Here is a 16,256-nt window from a genome sequence, read left to right on the forward strand (position 1 = left end):
ACACCCACCCCCCGCCACCAGCCACCAGCCCGCCGCGGCCCCGACCGGGCCGCCGAACACCACGGAGCACCGCATGATCCGAGTCGCCGTCGTCGGCACCGGGGGCATCGCCGGCATCTGCCATCTGCCCGCGCTCGCCGCCGAGGCCGGCCGCGCCGAGGTGGTCGCCGCCGTCGACGTGGACGCCGACCGGCTCGCCGCGTTCTGCGCCGAGCACTCCATCCCCGCCGCCCACACCGACCTCGCCGAGATGCTGGACGCCGTCCGCCCCGACCTGGTCCACATCTGCACCCCGCCCTTCCTGCACGCCGAGCAGGTCGTCACCTGCCTGCGGGCCGGCGCCTGGGTGTGGTGCGAGAAGCCGCTGTGCCTCTCCCTGGCCGAATACGACGCCATCGCCGCCGCCGAGGGCCCGGACGGCGAAGGCCCCTACGCCTCCGTCGTCTTCCAGCACCGCTTCGGCTCCGGCGCCCGCCACCTGCGGGAACTCACCGGCAAGCAGACCCTGGGCCGCCCCCTGGTGGCGCTGTGCAACACCACCTGGTACCGGCCCCCGGAGTACTTCGACGTGCCCTGGCGCGGCCGGTGGGACACCGAGGGCGGCGGCCCCGCCATGGGCCACGGCATCCACCAGATGGACCTGATGCTCTCGGTGCTCGGCGACTGGGAGGAGGTCCGCGCCATGGCCGGCCGCCTGGACCGCGACGTGGAGACCGAGGACGTCTCCATGGCGCTGGTCCGGTTCACCGGCGGCGCCATGGGCAGCGTGGTCAACAGCCTGCTCTCCCCCCGCGAGGAAAGCTATCTGCGGTTCGACTACTCCGACGCCACCGTGGAACTGCGCCATCTGTACGGCTACTCCAACGCCGACTGGTCCTGCGACTCCCCGCACTGGCAGCCGGGCGAGGACCTGCCCAGCTCGCACGCCGCCCAGCTCACCGCCCTGCTCGACGCCCACCAGCGCGGCGAACGGCCCCCGGTCAGCGGCACCGAGGCCCGCCGCACCCTGGAACTGGTCACCGGCCTCTACGCCTCCGCCCTGACCGGCCGGCCCGTCCGCCGCGCCGATCTGACTCCCGACCACCCCTTCTACGCCCGTATGAACGGAGGGCTGTCCCTGTGAACGTCCCGCTGAAGGACACTGGAACGGAGCTGATCGTGGAGATCCGGGGTGTCGAAGTGCTGCGCTATGTGTACCGCCCCGACACGGCGGGCTTCGAGGCTCCCAAGCCCTACTTCCACCCGCTGCGCACCACCGCCGGGGATGTCGTCACCTGTTTCCGCCCGCACGACCACCGCTGGCACAAGGGCATCCAGATGACCGCCTCCTGGGTCTCCGGCGAGAACTTCTGGGGCGGCGGCACCTATGTCAGCCCCGAGCAGGGCTATGTCGACCTGCCCAACAACGGGTCCATGCGCCACGAGGAGTGGGTGGAGCCGGGCGTGGAACGGCTCACCTGGTGGACCCAGGGCGGCGAGCACTGGATCGACGAGACCCGCACCCTGACCGTCCGCCCCGGCGAGGGCTGGTGGGAGCTGGGCTTCGCCACCTCGCTGCACAATGTCCGCGGCGAGGAACTGGTCTTCGGCAGCCCCACCACCAACGGCCGGGAGATGGCCGGCTACGCCGGATTCTTCTGGCGCGGCCCGCGCTCCTTCACCGGCGGCACCGTGCTCGCCTCCGACGGTCAGGGCGGTCCGGAGATGATGGGCCGCACCGCTTCCTGGCTGGCCTTCACCGGGCCGCACGACGAGGTGGACCGCTCCTCCACGCTGCTGTTCGAGTCCGCGCCCGGCACCGTCTGGTTCGTCCGCGCCGAGCCCTTCGCCGCGGTCAACCCCTCCCTGGCATTCTTCGAGGAGACCCGGCTCGGCCCGGGAGAGACACTGGATCTCGCCTACCGGGTCGTCATCGCGGAAGGCGCCTGGGGGCGCGACCGCCTGGAGGCCCACCTCGCGGATCACCCATGGGAGCGACAGACATGACCACCGGCCACCACGGCAACGGACAGCCGTACACCGCCTTCCCCGGCGCGGTCGGCCTCTCCGACCTGCGGGTCTACGACTGGCCCACCGCCGACGGGGTGTGCGGCGGCAGCCCGCACATGCATCTGGTGTGCGCCGAGACCTATGTGGTCACCGGGGGCGAGGGCAGCGTGCAGACCCTCACCTGGAGCGGCTACCGGGAGACCCCGCTGCGGCCCGGCTCGGTCGTCACCTTCACCCCCGGCACCATCCACCGCCTGGTCAACGGCGACGGCGGCCTGCGCATCACGGTGGTGATGCAGAACAGCGGACTGCCGGAGGCGGGCGACGCGGTCTTCACCTTCCCCGCCGGGGTGCTGGCCGATCCCGCCGCCTACGCCGAGGCCGCCGCCGTCTCCGGCGCCCCCGACGCCCGGCGGCGCCGGGACCTGGCCATCGAGGGCTTCCTCGAACTGCGGGCGGCGGGAGAGGAGGCCCTGGCCGGCTTCCACGCGGCTGCCGCCCGCATCGTCTCGCCCCGGCTGGACACCTTCGAAGAGCGCTGGCGGGCCGGTGCCGTGGCCGCGGCCGAGGCCACCGGCGCGCAGTTGGCCGCGCTCCGCGAGGGTGATACCCGTCACCTCAGGGACGCCGCGGTGACCACCGTGCCCGCCGCCGAACGGCTGGGCATGTGCGGGCACCTGCGGGCGTTCCAGCCCTGACCAGCACGGTTGGTGCCGGCTCGGGCGGCCGGCACCGGCCGTGCTGCCTCCCCGCGGCCCCCTGACCGCCCCGCCCGTCCCACCCGTCCCGCCGCCCGGGCCCGCCCGGGCGGCGTTTTCGCATGCGCATGCCGAGCTTCCCCTGGGTAAGAGGGGAGCAGCAGCCGAGCGCCCGACCGCGCACTCCCGGCCTCCCCGCACCGGCGGGCCGGCGGCCACCCTCGTTCCCGGGACCGTCCGGCCCCGGCGGACCGGGGGCCGACCGGAGCAGGATGAGTGCGCGAGGCCCCGTCACCGCGGTGCCGGGCCGGCTGCTGCCGGATGTCCGGACCACCGGATGCCCGGCTCGCCGAATCGCCGCATTGCTGAATCTCTGGACTGCTGAATCGCCGAAAGCCGAATTGCCGAACATCCGCGAGAGCGAGAGGTCGCATGGGAAAGATCACGGTAGGGGTGGTACGGGAGCGGGCTCCCGGTGAGCGCCGGGTGGCCATGGTCCCGGACGTCCTGTCCCGGCTGGCGCCGCTGGAGGCGCAGATCCTGGTCGAGACCGGGGCGGGCGCCGGCGCCTGGTTCGCCGACGCCGACTACACGGCCGCCGGGGCCGAGGTCGTCCCCGGTGAGGAGGTCTGGGCGCGGGCCGATGTGGTGCTCTGCGTCCGGCCCCCGGAACCGGCGGACGGCACCGGCGACCCGCCCGGCCCGCGGGCCGGGCAGCTCCTGGCCGGACTGCTGGAACCGCTGCGCAGACCGGCCCTGATGCGCGACTGGGCGGAGCGCGGGGTGACCGCGGTCAGCCTGGACCTGCTGCCCCGCACCCTCAGCCGCGCCCAGTCCATGGACGCGCTCACCTCGCAGGCCAACATCGCGGGCTACAAGGCGGTGATCCTGGCCGCGGACGCCTATGACCGCTACTTCCCGATGCTCACCACGGCCGCCGGCACCTCCAAGCCCGCGGCCGTGCTGATTCTGGGCGCCGGGGTGGCCGGTCTCCAGGCCATCGCCACCGCCCGCCGCCTGGGCGCGGTGGTCACCGGCTATGACGTGCGGCCCGCCGCCAAGGGCGAGGTGGAGTCCCTGGGCGCCAAGTTCCTCGAACTCCCCGGTGTCGGGTCCGGCGCCGGGACCGGCGGCTACGCCCGCGAACTGACCCCCGGGGAGCAGCAGGCCCAGCAGGAGGCGCTGGACGCCCATATCGCCAGGTCCGACATTGTCATCACCACCGCCCAGGTGCCGGGACGCCGGCCGCCGCTGCTGGTCACCGGGGCCGCGCTGGAGCGGATGAGGCCCGGCTCGGTGGTGGTCGACATGGCCGCCAGCGAACTCGGCGGCAATGTGGAGCACTCCAGGCCGGACAAGACCACCGTGCTGGACGGCGGGGTCACCCTGATCGGCGCCGGCAACCTGCCGTCCGCCATGGCCACCGCCTCCTCCACCGCCTACGCCCGCAATGTCACCGCCCTGCTGGGGCTGCTGGTCAGGGACGGCGCGGTGGTCATCGACCGGGAGGACGAGATCCAGGCCGGGGTCGTGGTCACCCATGACGGCGCGGTGGTCGGCGAGAAGGTCGCCGCCCTGCTCGACCCGCCGGCCGCCACCGCCGGCACCGAACCCGCGACCGGCGGGACGACCACCCCCGGAGGGGCCGCATGAACCTCGACCTGCTCACCGCGATCACGGTGTTCGTACTGGCCGTACTGGTCGGCTTCGAGGTGATCAGCAAGGTGCCCGCCACCCTGCACACCCCGTTGATGTCCGGGGCCAACTCCATTCACGGCATCGTGGCCATCGGCGCCATGATCATCGCGGCCGAGGCGCACAACGCCATCGGCTACATCCTCGCCTTCGTGGCCGTGGCCTTCGGCGCCATGAACGTGGTCGGCGGCTATGTGGTGACCGACCGCATGCTGCACATGTTCCGCTCCCGCCCGGGCGGGGCGGCCGGACCGGCCGCCGGGCAGCCGGCCGGGCGGAAGACGGAGGCGTGAGGCCATGGACACCCTGGAAACCGTCATCCGCTACCTCTTCCTGGCCGCCGCGGCCTGCTTCGTCCTCGGCCTCCATCTGATGAACTCGCCGCGCACCGCCCGCCGCGGCAACACCCTGTCCGCGGCGGCCATGGCCGTGGCCATCGGTGCCACCGTGGTGCTGCTCGCCGACGAGAGTGCCATCACCGCCACCGGCTGGCTGGTGCTGATCTCGGGCGGCCTGGTCGGCTCGGCCGCCGGCCTCTACTACGCCCGGTCCGTGGCCATGACCGCCATGCCCCAGCTCGTCAGCGTGTTCAACGCGGTCGGCGGCGGGGCGGCGGCGCTGATCGTGCTCGGCGAGGTGCTCCAGGCCCACGATCCCGGCCTGCTGGGCGCGCGCTCCACCGTGCCGGGCGCGCTGGACGTGGTGATCGGCGCGGTCACCTTCTCCGGCTCGCTGATCGCGGCGGGCAAGCTCCAGGGCATCGTGCCCGGCCGGCCGATCGTCTTTCCCGGCGCCCGGGCGGTCAATGCCGCGCTGCCGGTGCTGTGCGCGGTCTGCTCGGTCTGGCTGGTCCTCGACCCCGGCAGCACCGCGGCGCTGCTGCTGCTCACCGCCGCGGCGCTGGCCTTCGGCGTGACCATGGTGCTGCCCATCGGCGGCGCCGACATGCCCGTGGTGATCTCGCTGCTCAACGCCTTCACCGGCACCGCGGTGGCGATGGCCGGCTTTGTGCTGAACGAGCCCACGCTGATCATCGCCGGGGCCCTGGTCGGCGCCTCCGGCGGCATTCTGACCAAGCTGATGGCCGACGCCATGAACCGCTCCATCGCGGCCATCATCGTCGGCGGCTTCGGCACCGGCGACGGCGGCCCGGCCGACGACGGCGGGGGCGCCTCCCAGGTGCGCGCGCTCTCGGCCGACGACGTGGCCATCCAGCTCGCCTACGCCGGCCGGGTCGTGGTGGTGCCCGGCTACGGACTGGCCGCCGCCCAGGCCCAGCACGAACTGGGCGAACTGGCCGACGTGCTGGAGGCGCACGGGGTGGAGGTCTCCTACGCCATCCACCCGGTGGCCGGCCGGATGCCCGGCCATATGAACGTCCTGCTGGCCGAGGTCAACGTCCCCTACACCCAGCTCAAGGAGATGGAGGACGCCAACCCCGAATTCCCGCAGGCCGACGTCGCCCTGGTCATCGGCGCCAACGACGTCACCAACCCGGCCGCGCGCCGCCCGGGCAACGCCATCTCCGGCATGCCGATCCTGGACGTGGACCGGGCCCGGAGCATCGTGGTGATCAAGCGCTCCATGGGCCACGGCTACGCCGGCATGGACAACCCGCTCTACACCGACCCCAAGACCGGCATGTTCTTCGCCGACGCCAAGAAGGGCCTGGCCGAGCTGAAGGCCGCCGTCCGCACCTTCATCGCCTGACCCCACCGACCGTCCACCGGCCGCCCGGGCACACCCTCAATGCCCGGGCGGCCGTCAGGGCCTGGAATGCGCCCCGAAAATGACCCACAGGGTGTTCCCCGGCCGGTCCCGCACATCCAGCCCGATCCGGGCGGCCCCGCCCTCGGCCACCGGGTCCAGGCCGAAACCCGCACACCTCCCGTCGCTCTCCCCGAAGCACGCGTCCGGGCCGAGTCCGACACCGGGATACACCGACGCCAGCCACGCGTCGAAGGCGTCACGGCCGATCAGGAAACGGGCGTAGTAGCTGGTGTCCAGCCAGATGTACGCCTCGCACTCGGCATCCCGCGCGCCCTCGGGCAGACCCGGCAGATCCGCGAAGGCCATCGCCTCCGTGCACGGCACCGGCTCACCCGGATCGTCGTCCATGCCCGGCCCGACGACGGTGGCGATGCCCAGCAGCACCACGAATCCGAGCGCCGCCGGCGGGAGCACGGACAGCGCCGCCAGCGGCCACCACACCCACGTCCGCCTGCGCAGCGGCGGCTTCCGCGGCCCCGCCTGCTTGCCCACCCGTGCCCCCAGCCCTCCGCCGGCCGTCGGAGCGAGCATAGGCCGTACCCGGAGCGGTGTCCGGGGCAGGCCGGGGGATGCGGGGGAGCCGGCGGATTGCGGTTGCCGGGGTCCGCCAGGTGTTGTTCATGCCAACCGGTCGGTATGGTGAGCGGCGACCAGCACCCGCGCCGCCGCGTCCCCGGGAGGACCGATGAGCCGCACCGCCCCGCGTATCTGTCCGCTGTGCGAAGCCACCTGCGGGCTGACCCTGACGATCGGCGACCGGGGAGAGGTGACCGCCGCCCGGGGCGACCGGGACGACGTCTTCAGCCGGGGCTACATCTGCCCCAAGGGGGTCTCCTTCGGCCAGGTGGACAGCGACCCCGACCGGCTGCCCGGCCCGCTGCTGCGCCGCCCCGGCACCCCGCCCGGCCGGCCCGCCGCCCCGGCGGGCTGGGACGAGGCGTTCGGCGCCGTCTCGGCCGCGCTGCGCCCGCTGATCGAGCGGCACGGCCCGGACGCGGTCGGCGTGGTGCTCGGCAACCCGAACGTGCACACCGTGGCCGGCGCGCTCTACCCGCCCGTCCTGCTGCGCACCCTGGGCACCCGGAACCTCTTCACCGCCTCCACCGTCGACCAGATGCCCAAACACGTCTCCTGCGGCCTGCTCTTCGGCGACCCGCTGGCCATTCCGGTGCCCGATCTGGACCGCACCGACCATCTGCTGCTGATCGGCGCCAACCCGCTGGCCTCCAACGGCAGTCTGTGCACCGCCCCGGACTTCCCCGGCCGGCTGCGCGCGCTGCGCCGGCGCGGCGGCCGGCTCACCGTGGTGGACCCGCGCCGCACCCGCACCGCCCGGCTCGCCGACCGCCATGTGGCGATCCGGCCCGGCACCGACGCCCTGCTGCTGGCCGCGCTGGTCCAGGTGCTGTTCGCCGAGGACCTGGTGCGTCCCGGCCCGTCGGCCGCCCACCTCACCGGGCTGGACACCCTGCGCACGGCGCTGGCCGGGTACACCCCCGAAGCGGTGGCGCCCGCCTGCGAGGTGACGCCGGAGGAGATCCGGGCGATGGCCCGCGAACTGGCCGCCGCGCCGGCCGCCGCCGTGTACGGCCGGGTCGGCGCCTCCACCGTGGAGTTCGGCACCCTGACCAACTGGCTGGTGGACGTGGCCAATGTGCTCACCGGCAATCTCGACCGGCCGGGCGGCGCCATGTTCCCGCTCTCCGCCACCGCCCCCGCGCCCCGGCCCGCCGGGCCGGGCAAGGGCTTCGCGCTGGGCCGGTGGCGCAGCCGGGCCGGCGGGCACCCCGAGGTCAAGGGCGAGTTCCCGCTGGCCGCGCTGGCCGAGGAGATCGACACCCCCGGCGAGGACCGCATCCGGGCCCTCATCGTCATCGGCGCCAACCCGGTGCTCTCCGCGCCCGACGGCGACCGGCTGGACCGCGCCCTGGCCGGCCTGGAGTTCATGGTCAGCGTCGATCCCTACCTCAACGAGACCAGCCGCCACGCCCATGTGGTGCTGCCCCCGCCGCCGCCCTCGCGCAGCCCGCACTTCGATTTCGCCCTGAACGCGCTGGCCGTGCGCAATCAGGTCCGCTACACCCGGCCGGCCGTCCCGCCGGAGCCCGGCCGGCCCGCGGAGAGCGAGATCCTGGCCAGGCTGGTGCTGTGCGCCGGCGGCACCCCGGACGCCGGCCCGGAGACGGTGGACGCCACCGTGACCGATGGGCTGCTGCGCAAGGCCGCGGCCGACCCGCACTCCCCGGTGCACGGACGCAACCCGGCGGACCTCGCCGCCCGCCTCACCGGACAGGACGGCGCGGAGCGGCGGCTGGACGCGATGCTGCGGCTCGGCCCGTACGGCGACGGCTTCGGCGCCCGCCCGGACGGGCTCTCCCTGCGGCGCGTGCTGGACCACCCGCACGGCATCGACCTGGGCCCGCTCACCCCGCGGCTGCCGGAGGTGCTGCGCACCCGCAGCGGCCGGATCGAGCTCTGCCCGGAGCCGGTGATGCGGGATCTGGAGCGGCTGCGGCGCAGCCGGGACCGCCGCCCGGACGGGCTGGTCCTGGTCGGCCGCCGCCATCTGCGGTCGAACAACAGCTGGCTGCACAATGTGCCGGCGCTGCGCGGCGGGACCAACCGCTGCACCCTCCAGATCCACCCCCGGGACGCCGCCCGGCTGGGCCTGGCCGACGGCGCGGCCGCCCGGGTCGAGGGGGCCGGCGGGCAGCTCCGGGTGCCGGTGGAGATCACCGACGCGGTGCGCCCGGGCGTGGTCAGCCTGCCGCACGGCTGGGGACACGATCGGCCCGGCACCCGGCTGACCGTCGCCGCGGCCGAGCCCGGGGTCAATGTGAACCAGCTCCTCGACGGCACGCTGCGCGATCCGCTGGCCGGCACCGCCGTGCTCAACGCCTTTCCGGTCCGGGTCGGCCCGCTGCCCGCCTCCTGAGCGCACCGACCGCACCGGCCCCGCACCCGGGGAAGCCCGGCCGCCGCGGAGGGTGGGCTGAGCGCCCGGCCGCGGGGTACCCGTGCCCGGCGGGCGGACGGTGCGGCGGAGATGCGGCGGAGGAGGCGAGCGGGCATGGCGGAGGCGGTGACGGGACCCGAGGCGTACGACGCCGGGCCGTATGTACCGCAGCGGGCCGGTCTTGAGGAACTGCGCGAGGCCGCGGCGGGCTGCCGTGGGTGCCCGCTGTACGGCCCGGCCACCCGGACCGTGTTCGGCTCCGGCGACGCCTCCGCCCGGGTGGTGCTGATCGGCGAGCAGCCGGGCGACCAGGAGGACCGGCGCGGCCTGCCCTTTGTCGGACCGGCCGGACGGGTGCTGATGCGGGCCGTGGACGAGGCCGGCATCGACCCCACCGAGACGTATGTCACCAACGCGGTCAAGCACTTCAAGTTCGCGCTGACCGGCCGCGGCAAGCGGCGCATCCACAAGCCGCCCAGCCTGCGCGAGACCGCCGCCTGCAAGCCCTGGCTGGACGCCGAACTGACCCTGCTCGACCCGGAAGTGGTGGTCACGCTGGGCGCCACCGCAGGCAAGGCGCTGCTCGGCTCCGGATTCCGGGTCACCCGGGAGCGCGGTGTGCCGATGGCCGGCCCGCCGGGCGGGGCCGCGCCCGGCGGGCCCGGGCCGGTGCTGGTGGCCACCATCCATCCCTCGGCCGTGCTGCGCGCCGAGGACGAGCGGGAGCGCGTCTACGCCGGGCTGGTGGCCGACCTCCGGGTCGCCGCCGGGGCCCTGCGCTGACGCCCCCGCCGGCCGGCCCGGCTCACTCCAGGGCGCGGTCCCACCACCAGGCGACGGACGGCGCGGGCAGCGGCGTCCGGTCGTCGTCCGCGGGCGAGGGCGCCCACTCCAGCGGCTCCTCCGCCGCGCCCGGCGGCGGCGGAGTCTCCGCCGGGCGGCGCGGTACCCGCAGCCCCCATTCGGCATTGCCGCGCACCCCGTGGCACAGGCCCGCCAGATAGATCCGCAGCTCCGGGCCGGCACCGGCCAGTACCGTCGGCAGCAGCCGCAGAAACCGGGCCAGAATGCGGTCGCGCACTCTGGTCGCCTCCTGTACCGCGTCGGCCGGTGCCAGATTCCGGTCGCGCATCAGCACGGTGTAGATGTTCTGGCCGCTATGGCCGGCGGCCGGTTCCCTGTGCAGGGAATGCCGGTCGTTGTCCAGCGTTGCCACGGTCATGGCCATTTCGGTCAGTGCCCGGACCGCCGGCCGGTGGAATTCCCGGTCCGGGGTCTCGGTTCCGGTGGCGATCTCCAGCAGTGCGAAGACGGGTTCGCCCCGGGCGGCGAGCCTGCGCATCGCCAGATACTCGTCCAGGTCCGGCATATGGCTTTCGGCGCGGTTGCCGATCTGCCAGACCACCCCGGACAGCCAGGCCCGGTGCGCATGCGCAAAACGGGCCGCCTGGACCGGTGAGCGCATTCTCCGCATCCGCCGGGCGAAATCCTGGAGCGGCGGGAGGAATCGTTCCGCCGAACTGTCCGCGGTGGGCGCCTCCAGCGCCCGCTGCACCTGCCCGGCCAGCCGGGCGAACCGTTCCGGGGCCGCGCTGAGCGGGCCGTGGCCGCAGCACGCGTCGTCGAAACAGCAGGCCCAGTAGACCCACAGGGCGGCCAGCAGCACCCCCTCCTCGTCCGCGTAGGGGGTGAAGCGGGCGCAGAAGTCCGCGCCGCGGGTGCCCAGCACCATGCGGCGCTCGCTCTCGTCCCGGTACACCCGCTGCCGGTCGAGCCAGGCGGCGGCCCGGCGCTCGATCTCCTCCACGCGCGGATGCCGCGCGCCGGCCAGCGGACACCAGATCGGCGGCAGTTCGATTCCGGTGGCGGTCATCACCATGGCGGCGCTCCAACGGGAAAACGACGGAAGGACAGAAGGACAGAAGGACAGAGGGACAGAGGGACAGAGGGACGGAAAGACAGCAGGACGGAACAGCGGAAGGGTGAAACGGCGGCAGTGGCGGAAACGGCATGCGAAGCCGCAGCCGCGCCGCGGCGGAACACTGTGCGGGGAAGTCTTCCGCGAATTCGGCGATCAATTTACCGGTACTTTATGCTTCACTCGAACGGAGCAGCCTCCGCTCACTCAGCGGTAATCCGTGGTGAGTGAAATGGTCGTTTTCGTTCAACAGATCGCCGTGGGCGCCGCCCGTTCCTTAGGCCCTTCGGGTGAACCGGCACTCGCCGTCTTGAAAGCGAAAAGCGTGTCGCCTTTCCATGGAGCCACGCCCCCGCACCTACCCGCCCGCATTACCGGGAGCCCGGGGCCCGAGCGGCTCCGGAAAGCAGATCGGGGAAACACCAATGGCCGTGCCCGCCCGTACCCCCGCCCGACCCGTCACCGCCCGCCGGACCGAGGAATTGCTGCGGCGCTGCCGCGAGCTGATCCGGCCGGAGCTGGAATCCGCCGTGGCGCAGTTGCCCGGCCCCTCCCGGGAAACGGCCGGCCATGCCCTCGGCCGGCCCGCCCCCGGGGGCCCGCCCGGCACCGGCAGGGACTTCTGCCCGGCGCTGGCCGTGCTGGCCGCCGAGGCCGTCGGCGGCTCCGCCGGGCAGGCCGTGCCGGGCGCCGTCGCCGTGGAACTCGTCCACGCCTTCACCCTGGCCCCCGGTGGCCCCGGCACCGGTCCGGCCGTGCCCACCGGCGACGCCCTGCTCGCCCTCGCCCTCAACGTGCTGGTCCGGCACGCCCGCCGGGACCGCCGGGAGGATGCCATGGGCCTGCTGTGCCAGGCGCTGTCCGCGCTGCTGCGCGGCCAGGCCCGCGACCTGGCCTTCGCGGCCCGGCCCTGGCGGGGTGCCGGCGCGGTCACCCCCGAGGAGTACCGCGCCGCGGCCCGCGACAGCACCGGGGCGCTGTCCGGCTGCGCCGCCGCCCTGGGCGCCCTGCTGGCCGGCGGGGACGAGCGCTGCGTGGCCAGGCTGGCCACCGCCGGCCGCCAGTTCGGCCTGGCGCTGCGGATCTCGGACGATCTGCTGGGCCTGTGGGGCGACCCGGCGCGCACCGGCGGCCCGGCCGGCGGCGGTCTGTCCCGCGGCGGCAAGAGCCTGCCGGTGCTGCTGGCCCTGGCCGCCGCCAGCCCGGCCGCGGTCCGGCTGGCCGCCCTGCTGGACGACGCCGGGACCCCGGAGCCCGAGGCGGTGCCCCGGGCCCTGCGGCTGATCGAGGAAGCCGGCGGACGGGCCCGCGCCACCGCCGAGGCGCGGGCCGCGCTGGCCCGCGCCGGCCGGGCGCTGGACGGCCTGCCGCTGCGGCCCCGGATCCGCCGCGAACTGGCCGCGCTGGCCGACTACGCCGTCGCCCGCGCCGGCTGAGTCACCCCCCGCCGTCGCCGCCTCCGGCGGGGGACGGCCGCGCGTCGTCCCGGCCGGCGACCGCCGACGGCAGGGCGAGCAGCAGCAGCCCGGCGTCCACGGCGATCCCCGGCGCCGTCACCGGGAACATCAGCAGCAGCAGCGGAAGCGAGACCGCAGCCGCCAGCGCGGCCGGCGGCGCCCACCGCCGGTTGCCCAGGGCCGGCATCAGCCCGGCGGCGACGAACGTCCCGCCGGCCCACAGCCAGAGCCCGCCCACCGCGAAACCGGCCACCGAACCGGCCGCCGGCACGGCGTCGGCGGAACCCAGCCCGCCCGGCTCCGCCAGTTCCCAGAACAGCAGGGTGCCCGCCAGATGCATCAGCCCGTGCGCGACGATCACCAGCCCGGCCGCCGCCGGCGCGGCCCGCCCGGTCCACCGGCCCGGTCGGGCCGCGCCCCCCGGATGCGTCCGGGACATCTGTGCCACGGCAGTACCTCCCTCCTGGTACCTCCCGGTACCTCCTGGTATCTCCGGGTATTTCCGGGTATCTCCTGGTACCCCTGATACCTCCTTGCCCGGTGTGTCCGTTGCGGGCACCTGTCCGACGGGACCGGGTACCCGGCCCGGAAGGCGCGGCGCACAGCTCCCGGCCTTCCGTCACCGAGCGTCCCAAGCCCCGGCGCCCCGCCCCGGCCCCGACCGGCCGGGTCCCCGGCGGCCTGCGAGAATGCCCCCCATGGAACAGCGAGCAATCAGCAGGGCGGGACGGAAGGCGTCCGTCGTCGGACTCGGCACCTGGCAGCTCGGCGCCGACTGGGGCCAGGTGTCCGAGCGGGATGCCATGGCGGTGCTCGACGCCGCGGCCGAGAGCGGCGTGACCTTCTTCGACACCGCCGATGTCTACGGCGACGGCCGCAGCGAGCAGTTGATCGCCGCCTATCTGCGCAACCGGCCGGACGCCGGGATCATGGTCGCCACCAAGATGGGCCGGCGGGCCGAGCAGGTCCCGGAGAACTACGTCCTGGACAACTTCCGCGCCTGGACCGACCGTTCCCGCGACAACCTCGGCACGGACACCCTCGACCTGGTGCAGCTGCACTGCCCGCCCACCCCGGTGTTCTCCTCCGACGAGGTCTACGACGCCCTGGACACCCTGGTCGAGGAGCAGCGCATCGCCGCCTACGGGGTCAGCGTGGAGACCTGCGAGGAGGCCCTGGCGGCCATCGCCCGCCCGGGGACCGCCAGCGTGCAGATCATCCTCAACCCCTTCCGGCTGAAGCCGCTGGAGCGGGTGCTGCCCGCCGCCCGCGAGGCCGGGGTGGCGGTCATCGCCCGGGTCCCGCTCGCCTCCGGCCTGCTCTCCGGGCGCTACAGCGCCGATACCCGGTTCGCCCCCGACGACCACCGCAGCTACAACCGGCACGGCGAGGCGTTCGACCAGGGCGAGACCTTCTCCGGCGTGGACTTCGCCATCGGTGTGGCGGCGGCCCGGGAATTCGCCCGGTTCGCCCCCGAGGGCGCCTCCTCCGCCCAGACCGCGCTGCGCTGGATCATCCAGCAGCCGGGAGTCACCACCGTGATCCCGGGCGCCCGTTCCCCCGAACAGGCCCGGGCCAACGCCGCTGCCGCCGCCCTGCCGCCGCTGCCGCCCGCCACCCTGGAGGCGGTGCGCGAGCTGTACGACCGGCTGATCCGCGCCCAGGTGCACGACCGCTGGTGATCCGGCGGTGCCCGGCCGGGGGACGGAGGCTGCCGCCCGGCCGGGCCCGCGGGACGGTCAGCCCGGAGCGGCGACGGAGCGCAGCCGCGGATTGAGCTCCCGCTCGAAGAACTCGAAGAAGCCGTCCGGGTCCGGCCCGGCGTTCATCAGCGCCAGCCGGTCGAAGCCGGCCTCGGCATAGGGCAGCACGGCGGCCAGATGCCGCTCCGGGTCGGGCCCGCAGGCGAACGCCTTGCGCACATCGTCCTCCCGCACCGTCGCCGCCGCCGCCTCGAAGTTCACCGGGTTGGGCAGCTCGCTCATCACCTTCCAGCCCAGCACCGACCAGCGGGAGGTCTCCCAGGCCGCCTTGACGGCCGCCGCCTCGTCCGGCGCCCAGGCCAGGGCCACCTCCGCGTAGCGCGGGCCGTTGCCGCCCGCCTCCCGGTAGGCGTCCACCAGCTCGCCGCGCGGCTCGGTGGCGAACAGGCCGCCGCCGATCTCCGCGGCCAGCCTGGCCGCCTTCCGCCCGCCCGCCGCCACCGCGATCGGCGGCGGCTCGTCCGGCAGGTCGAAGACCCGGGCGTCGTGCACCTGGAGATGCCGGCCCCGGTAGGAGCGGTAACCGCCCTGCCACAGCAGCTGGATGATCTCCAGCGCCTCGCGCAGCCGCTCATGGCGCTCGCTCGCCGTGGCGGGGAAGGCGGGCTCGCCCACCACATGCTCGTTGAGCCGCTCGCCGGAGCCCACACCCAGGGTGAACCGGCCGTCCGAGACCAGCGCCAGGGTGGCCGCGGCCTGTGCGATGACCGCCGGGTGGTAACGGACCGTCGGACAGGTCACGCCGGTCGCCAGCCCCAGCCGCTCGGTACGGGCCGCCACCGCGCCCAGCACCGTCCACACGAACGACGAATGCCCCTGCACATCCAGCCAGGGGTGGTAGTGGTCGCTCATCTCCACAAAATCGAAGCCGGCCCGCTCGGCGCGGACCGCCTGCCGGATGATCTCCTTGGGGCCGAAGCCCTCGGCCATCAGCTTGTAACCGATCTGCATGCCTGCTCACTTCCGTCCGGGCACGTCCGAGTGCCCGCACCGTGCCAGCCCATGCGCCCACCGGACGGCAGACAGGCCGCCGGGACAGCACTGTTCCCCCGACCGGCCGACGGCGCCCGCGGCGGGGAACGGGGAGCGGGCGGCGCGGGTGGCCGGGAAACCCCGCCGGCGGGGCCGGACTTCGGGCGCGCGGGGGCCGAACGGGACGCCGGCGACGGGCTGCTGCCGCGCGCCGCCGGCGTCCCGGTCACGGGCTGTCACGGGTTGTTACGGGTGGTCGGCGATCACATGGAACAGCCCGCCCTCCGGGTCCCGGATTCCCGCCGCCCGGCCGAACGGGGTGTCGTGCGGCGCGGTGACCACCGTGCCGTGCGCCTTCTCCGCCCGCAGGGCGGCCTCGTCCACATCGCCGACCGAGAAGTACACATGCCACTGCGGGCGCAGATGCGGGTCCGGCGCCGCCTGCACTCCGCCGCCGTACAGCCCGGCCACCGCCCGCCCGGCGATCCACAGCACCACCCGGTCGTGCTGGTAGCGCACGTCGAGATTCTCCGGCCCCTGGGCCTCCCAGTCGAAGACCCCGCCGTAGAACAGGGCCGAGTCGAACGGATCCCGGGTGCGCAGTTCCAGCCAGGTGCAGGTGCCCTGGCCGCGCCGCTCGTACCAGGCCGGATCCACCGGCCCCTCCCAGACCACGAACGACGCCCCGCCGGGATCGGCCGCCCAGGCCGCCCGGCCGTCGCCGAAGTCGATCGGGCCCACCGCCACCGTGGCGCCGCGCTCCCGGATGCGGGAGGCCACCACATCCACGCTGTCGGCCACGAAGTGGGCCGTCCAGGCGGCCGGGAGCCCCTTGGTCTCGCCGGTGGTGCCCAGGCCCGCCACCTGGGCCCCGTCCACCGACCGGGCCACCGCATAGCCTCCGCCGAGCCCGTCCAGGGCGGGCTCGTACTCCCAGCCCAGGACGTTCGCATAGAAACCCTGGATGTCCTTCAGGTCGTGCGCCGTCAGGCTCACCCAACAGGGTGCTCCCTGCAGCCCACGCGCTGTCACCGTCAA

General features: G+C 74.6%; 15 protein-coding genes. 10 read left to right on the forward strand and 5 right to left on the reverse strand.

The genetic code is table 11. The features are described 5' to 3' along the window. Positions 1 to 73 precede the first annotated feature (73 nt). The 6 genes from BM242_RS23220 (at position 74) to BM242_RS23245 (ending at position 6,092) form a co-directional block, all read left to right on the forward strand. Complete coding sequence (locus BM242_RS23220; RefSeq protein WP_093840954.1) at positions 74 to 1,123, forward strand: Gfo/Idh/MocA family protein; 1,050 nt, start codon at positions 74 to 76, stop codon at positions 1,121 to 1,123. Beyond that, a complete protein-coding gene (locus tag BM242_RS23225; protein WP_093840866.1) occupies positions 1,120 to 1,986 on the forward strand; it encodes a DUF6807 domain-containing protein in 867 nt (288 codons plus the stop codon). Before BM242_RS23220 ends, BM242_RS23225 begins: the two co-directional genes overlap by 4 nt. Next, positions 1,968 to 2,687, forward strand: a complete 720-nt coding sequence (locus BM242_RS23230) for a cupin domain-containing protein (RefSeq protein WP_245834434.1) — start codon at positions 1,968 to 1,970, stop codon at positions 2,685 to 2,687. Before BM242_RS23225 ends, BM242_RS23230 begins: the two co-directional genes overlap by 19 nt. 432 nt (positions 2,688 to 3,119) lie before the next feature. Next, positions 3,120 to 4,340 (forward strand): NAD(P) transhydrogenase subunit alpha, encoded by a 1,221-nt coding sequence (locus BM242_RS23235; RefSeq protein WP_093840868.1) that lies wholly within the window; start codon positions 3,120 to 3,122, stop codon positions 4,338 to 4,340. Then, a complete protein-coding gene (locus BM242_RS23240) occupies positions 4,337 to 4,675 on the forward strand; it encodes an NAD(P) transhydrogenase subunit alpha part 2 (RefSeq protein WP_093840869.1) in 339 nt (112 codons plus the stop codon). The genes BM242_RS23235 and BM242_RS23240 overlap by 4 nt, the downstream gene beginning before the upstream one ends. 4 nt (positions 4,676 to 4,679) lie before the next feature. After that, positions 4,680 to 6,092: an NAD(P)(+) transhydrogenase (Re/Si-specific) subunit beta gene (locus BM242_RS23245; protein WP_093840870.1), complete on the forward strand. Its 1,413-nt coding sequence runs from the start codon at positions 4,680 to 4,682 to the stop codon at positions 6,090 to 6,092. A gap of 54 nt (positions 6,093 to 6,146) precedes the next feature. Here BM242_RS23245 and BM242_RS23250 read toward each other — a convergent pair whose 3' ends face one another. After that, entirely contained in the window at positions 6,147 to 6,683 is a 537-nt protein-coding gene (locus tag BM242_RS23250; protein ID WP_139238413.1) for a hypothetical protein, read from the reverse strand. A 154-nt stretch (positions 6,684 to 6,837) separates the two neighbouring features. Here BM242_RS23250 and BM242_RS23255 point away from each other — a divergent pair, with 154 nt between their 5' ends. Continuing rightward, the gene (locus BM242_RS23255; protein WP_093840872.1) at positions 6,838 to 9,087 is read left to right on the forward strand and encodes a molybdopterin oxidoreductase family protein; all 2,250 of its coding nucleotides are present in this window, start codon (positions 6,838 to 6,840) and stop codon (positions 9,085 to 9,087) included. Positions 9,088 to 9,222: 135 nt separating this feature from the next. Beyond that, entirely contained in the window at positions 9,223 to 9,891 is a 669-nt protein-coding gene (locus BM242_RS23260; RefSeq protein ID WP_093840873.1) for a UdgX family uracil-DNA binding protein, read from the forward strand. 22 nt (positions 9,892 to 9,913) lie between these two features. Here the strand turns inward: BM242_RS23260 and BM242_RS23265 are convergent, their stop codons facing one another. Continuing rightward, positions 9,914 to 10,981, reverse strand: a complete 1,068-nt coding sequence (locus BM242_RS23265) for a terpene synthase family protein (RefSeq protein WP_139238414.1) — start codon at positions 10,979 to 10,981, stop codon at positions 9,914 to 9,916. Between the two features lie 470 nt (positions 10,982 to 11,451). Between BM242_RS23265 and BM242_RS23270 the strand changes: the two genes are divergently transcribed. Next, entirely contained in the window at positions 11,452 to 12,462 is a 1,011-nt protein-coding gene (locus BM242_RS23270) for a polyprenyl synthetase family protein (protein WP_093840875.1), read from the forward strand. Between the two features lies 1 nt (position 12,463). Here BM242_RS23270 and BM242_RS23275 read toward each other — a convergent pair whose 3' ends face one another. Beyond that, the gene (locus tag BM242_RS23275) at positions 12,464 to 12,931 is read right to left on the reverse strand and encodes a hypothetical protein (RefSeq protein WP_139238415.1); all 468 of its coding nucleotides are present in this window, start codon (positions 12,929 to 12,931) and stop codon (positions 12,464 to 12,466) included. Positions 12,932 to 13,181: 250 nt separating this feature from the next. Between BM242_RS23275 and BM242_RS23280 the strand changes: the two genes are divergently transcribed. Then, on the forward strand, positions 13,182 to 14,165 hold the full coding sequence (locus BM242_RS23280; RefSeq protein WP_425443917.1) for an aldo/keto reductase: 984 nt from the start codon (positions 13,182 to 13,184) through the stop codon (positions 14,163 to 14,165). Between the two features lie 57 nt (positions 14,166 to 14,222). Here BM242_RS23280 and BM242_RS23285 read toward each other — a convergent pair whose 3' ends face one another. Together BM242_RS23285 and BM242_RS23290 are read right to left on the reverse strand one after the other, a co-directional pair. After that, on the reverse strand, positions 14,223 to 15,197 hold the full coding sequence (locus BM242_RS23285; RefSeq protein ID WP_093840878.1) for a TIGR03557 family F420-dependent LLM class oxidoreductase: 975 nt from the start codon (positions 15,195 to 15,197) through the stop codon (positions 14,223 to 14,225). 267 nt (positions 15,198 to 15,464) lie between these two features. Next, the gene (locus BM242_RS23290) at positions 15,465 to 16,214 is read right to left on the reverse strand and encodes a VOC family protein (RefSeq protein WP_245834435.1); all 750 of its coding nucleotides are present in this window, start codon (positions 16,212 to 16,214) and stop codon (positions 15,465 to 15,467) included. Positions 16,215 to 16,256 lie beyond the last annotated feature (42 nt).

It is taken from the genome of Streptomyces aidingensis, from assembly GCF_900112355.1.
Lineage (GTDB): Bacteria > Actinomycetota > Actinomycetes > Streptomycetales > Streptomycetaceae > Streptomyces > Streptomyces aidingensis.

Bases quoted from the DNA above. Each gene is read 5' to 3' on its own strand.
- BM242_RS23220 (WP_093840954.1), top strand. From the start codon at position 74: ATGATCCGAGTCGCCGTCGTCGGCACCGGGGGCATCGCCGGCATCTGC.
- BM242_RS23230 (WP_245834434.1), top strand. From the start codon at position 1,968: ATGGGAGCGACAGACATGACCACCGGCCACCACGGCAACGGACAGCCG.
- BM242_RS23235 (WP_093840868.1), top strand. From the start codon at position 3,120: ATGGGAAAGATCACGGTAGGGGTGGTACGGGAGCGGGCTCCCGGTGAG.
- BM242_RS23240 (WP_093840869.1), top strand. From the start codon at position 4,337: ATGAACCTCGACCTGCTCACCGCGATCACGGTGTTCGTACTGGCCGTA.
- BM242_RS23245 (WP_093840870.1), top strand. From the start codon at position 4,680: ATGGACACCCTGGAAACCGTCATCCGCTACCTCTTCCTGGCCGCCGCG.
- BM242_RS23250 (WP_139238413.1), bottom strand. From the start codon at position 6,683: ATGCTCGCTCCGACGGCCGGCGGAGGGCTGGGGGCACGGGTGGGCAAG.
- BM242_RS23255 (WP_093840872.1), top strand. From the start codon at position 6,838: ATGAGCCGCACCGCCCCGCGTATCTGTCCGCTGTGCGAAGCCACCTGC.
- BM242_RS23260 (WP_093840873.1), top strand. From the start codon at position 9,223: ATGGCGGAGGCGGTGACGGGACCCGAGGCGTACGACGCCGGGCCGTAT.
- BM242_RS23265 (WP_139238414.1), bottom strand. From the start codon at position 10,981: ATGACCGCCACCGGAATCGAACTGCCGCCGATCTGGTGTCCGCTGGCC.
- BM242_RS23270 (WP_093840875.1), top strand. From the start codon at position 11,452: ATGGCCGTGCCCGCCCGTACCCCCGCCCGACCCGTCACCGCCCGCCGG.
- BM242_RS23280 (WP_425443917.1), top strand. From the start codon at position 13,182: ATGGAACAGCGAGCAATCAGCAGGGCGGGACGGAAGGCGTCCGTCGTC.
- BM242_RS23285 (WP_093840878.1), bottom strand. From the start codon at position 15,197: ATGCAGATCGGTTACAAGCTGATGGCCGAGGGCTTCGGCCCCAAGGAG.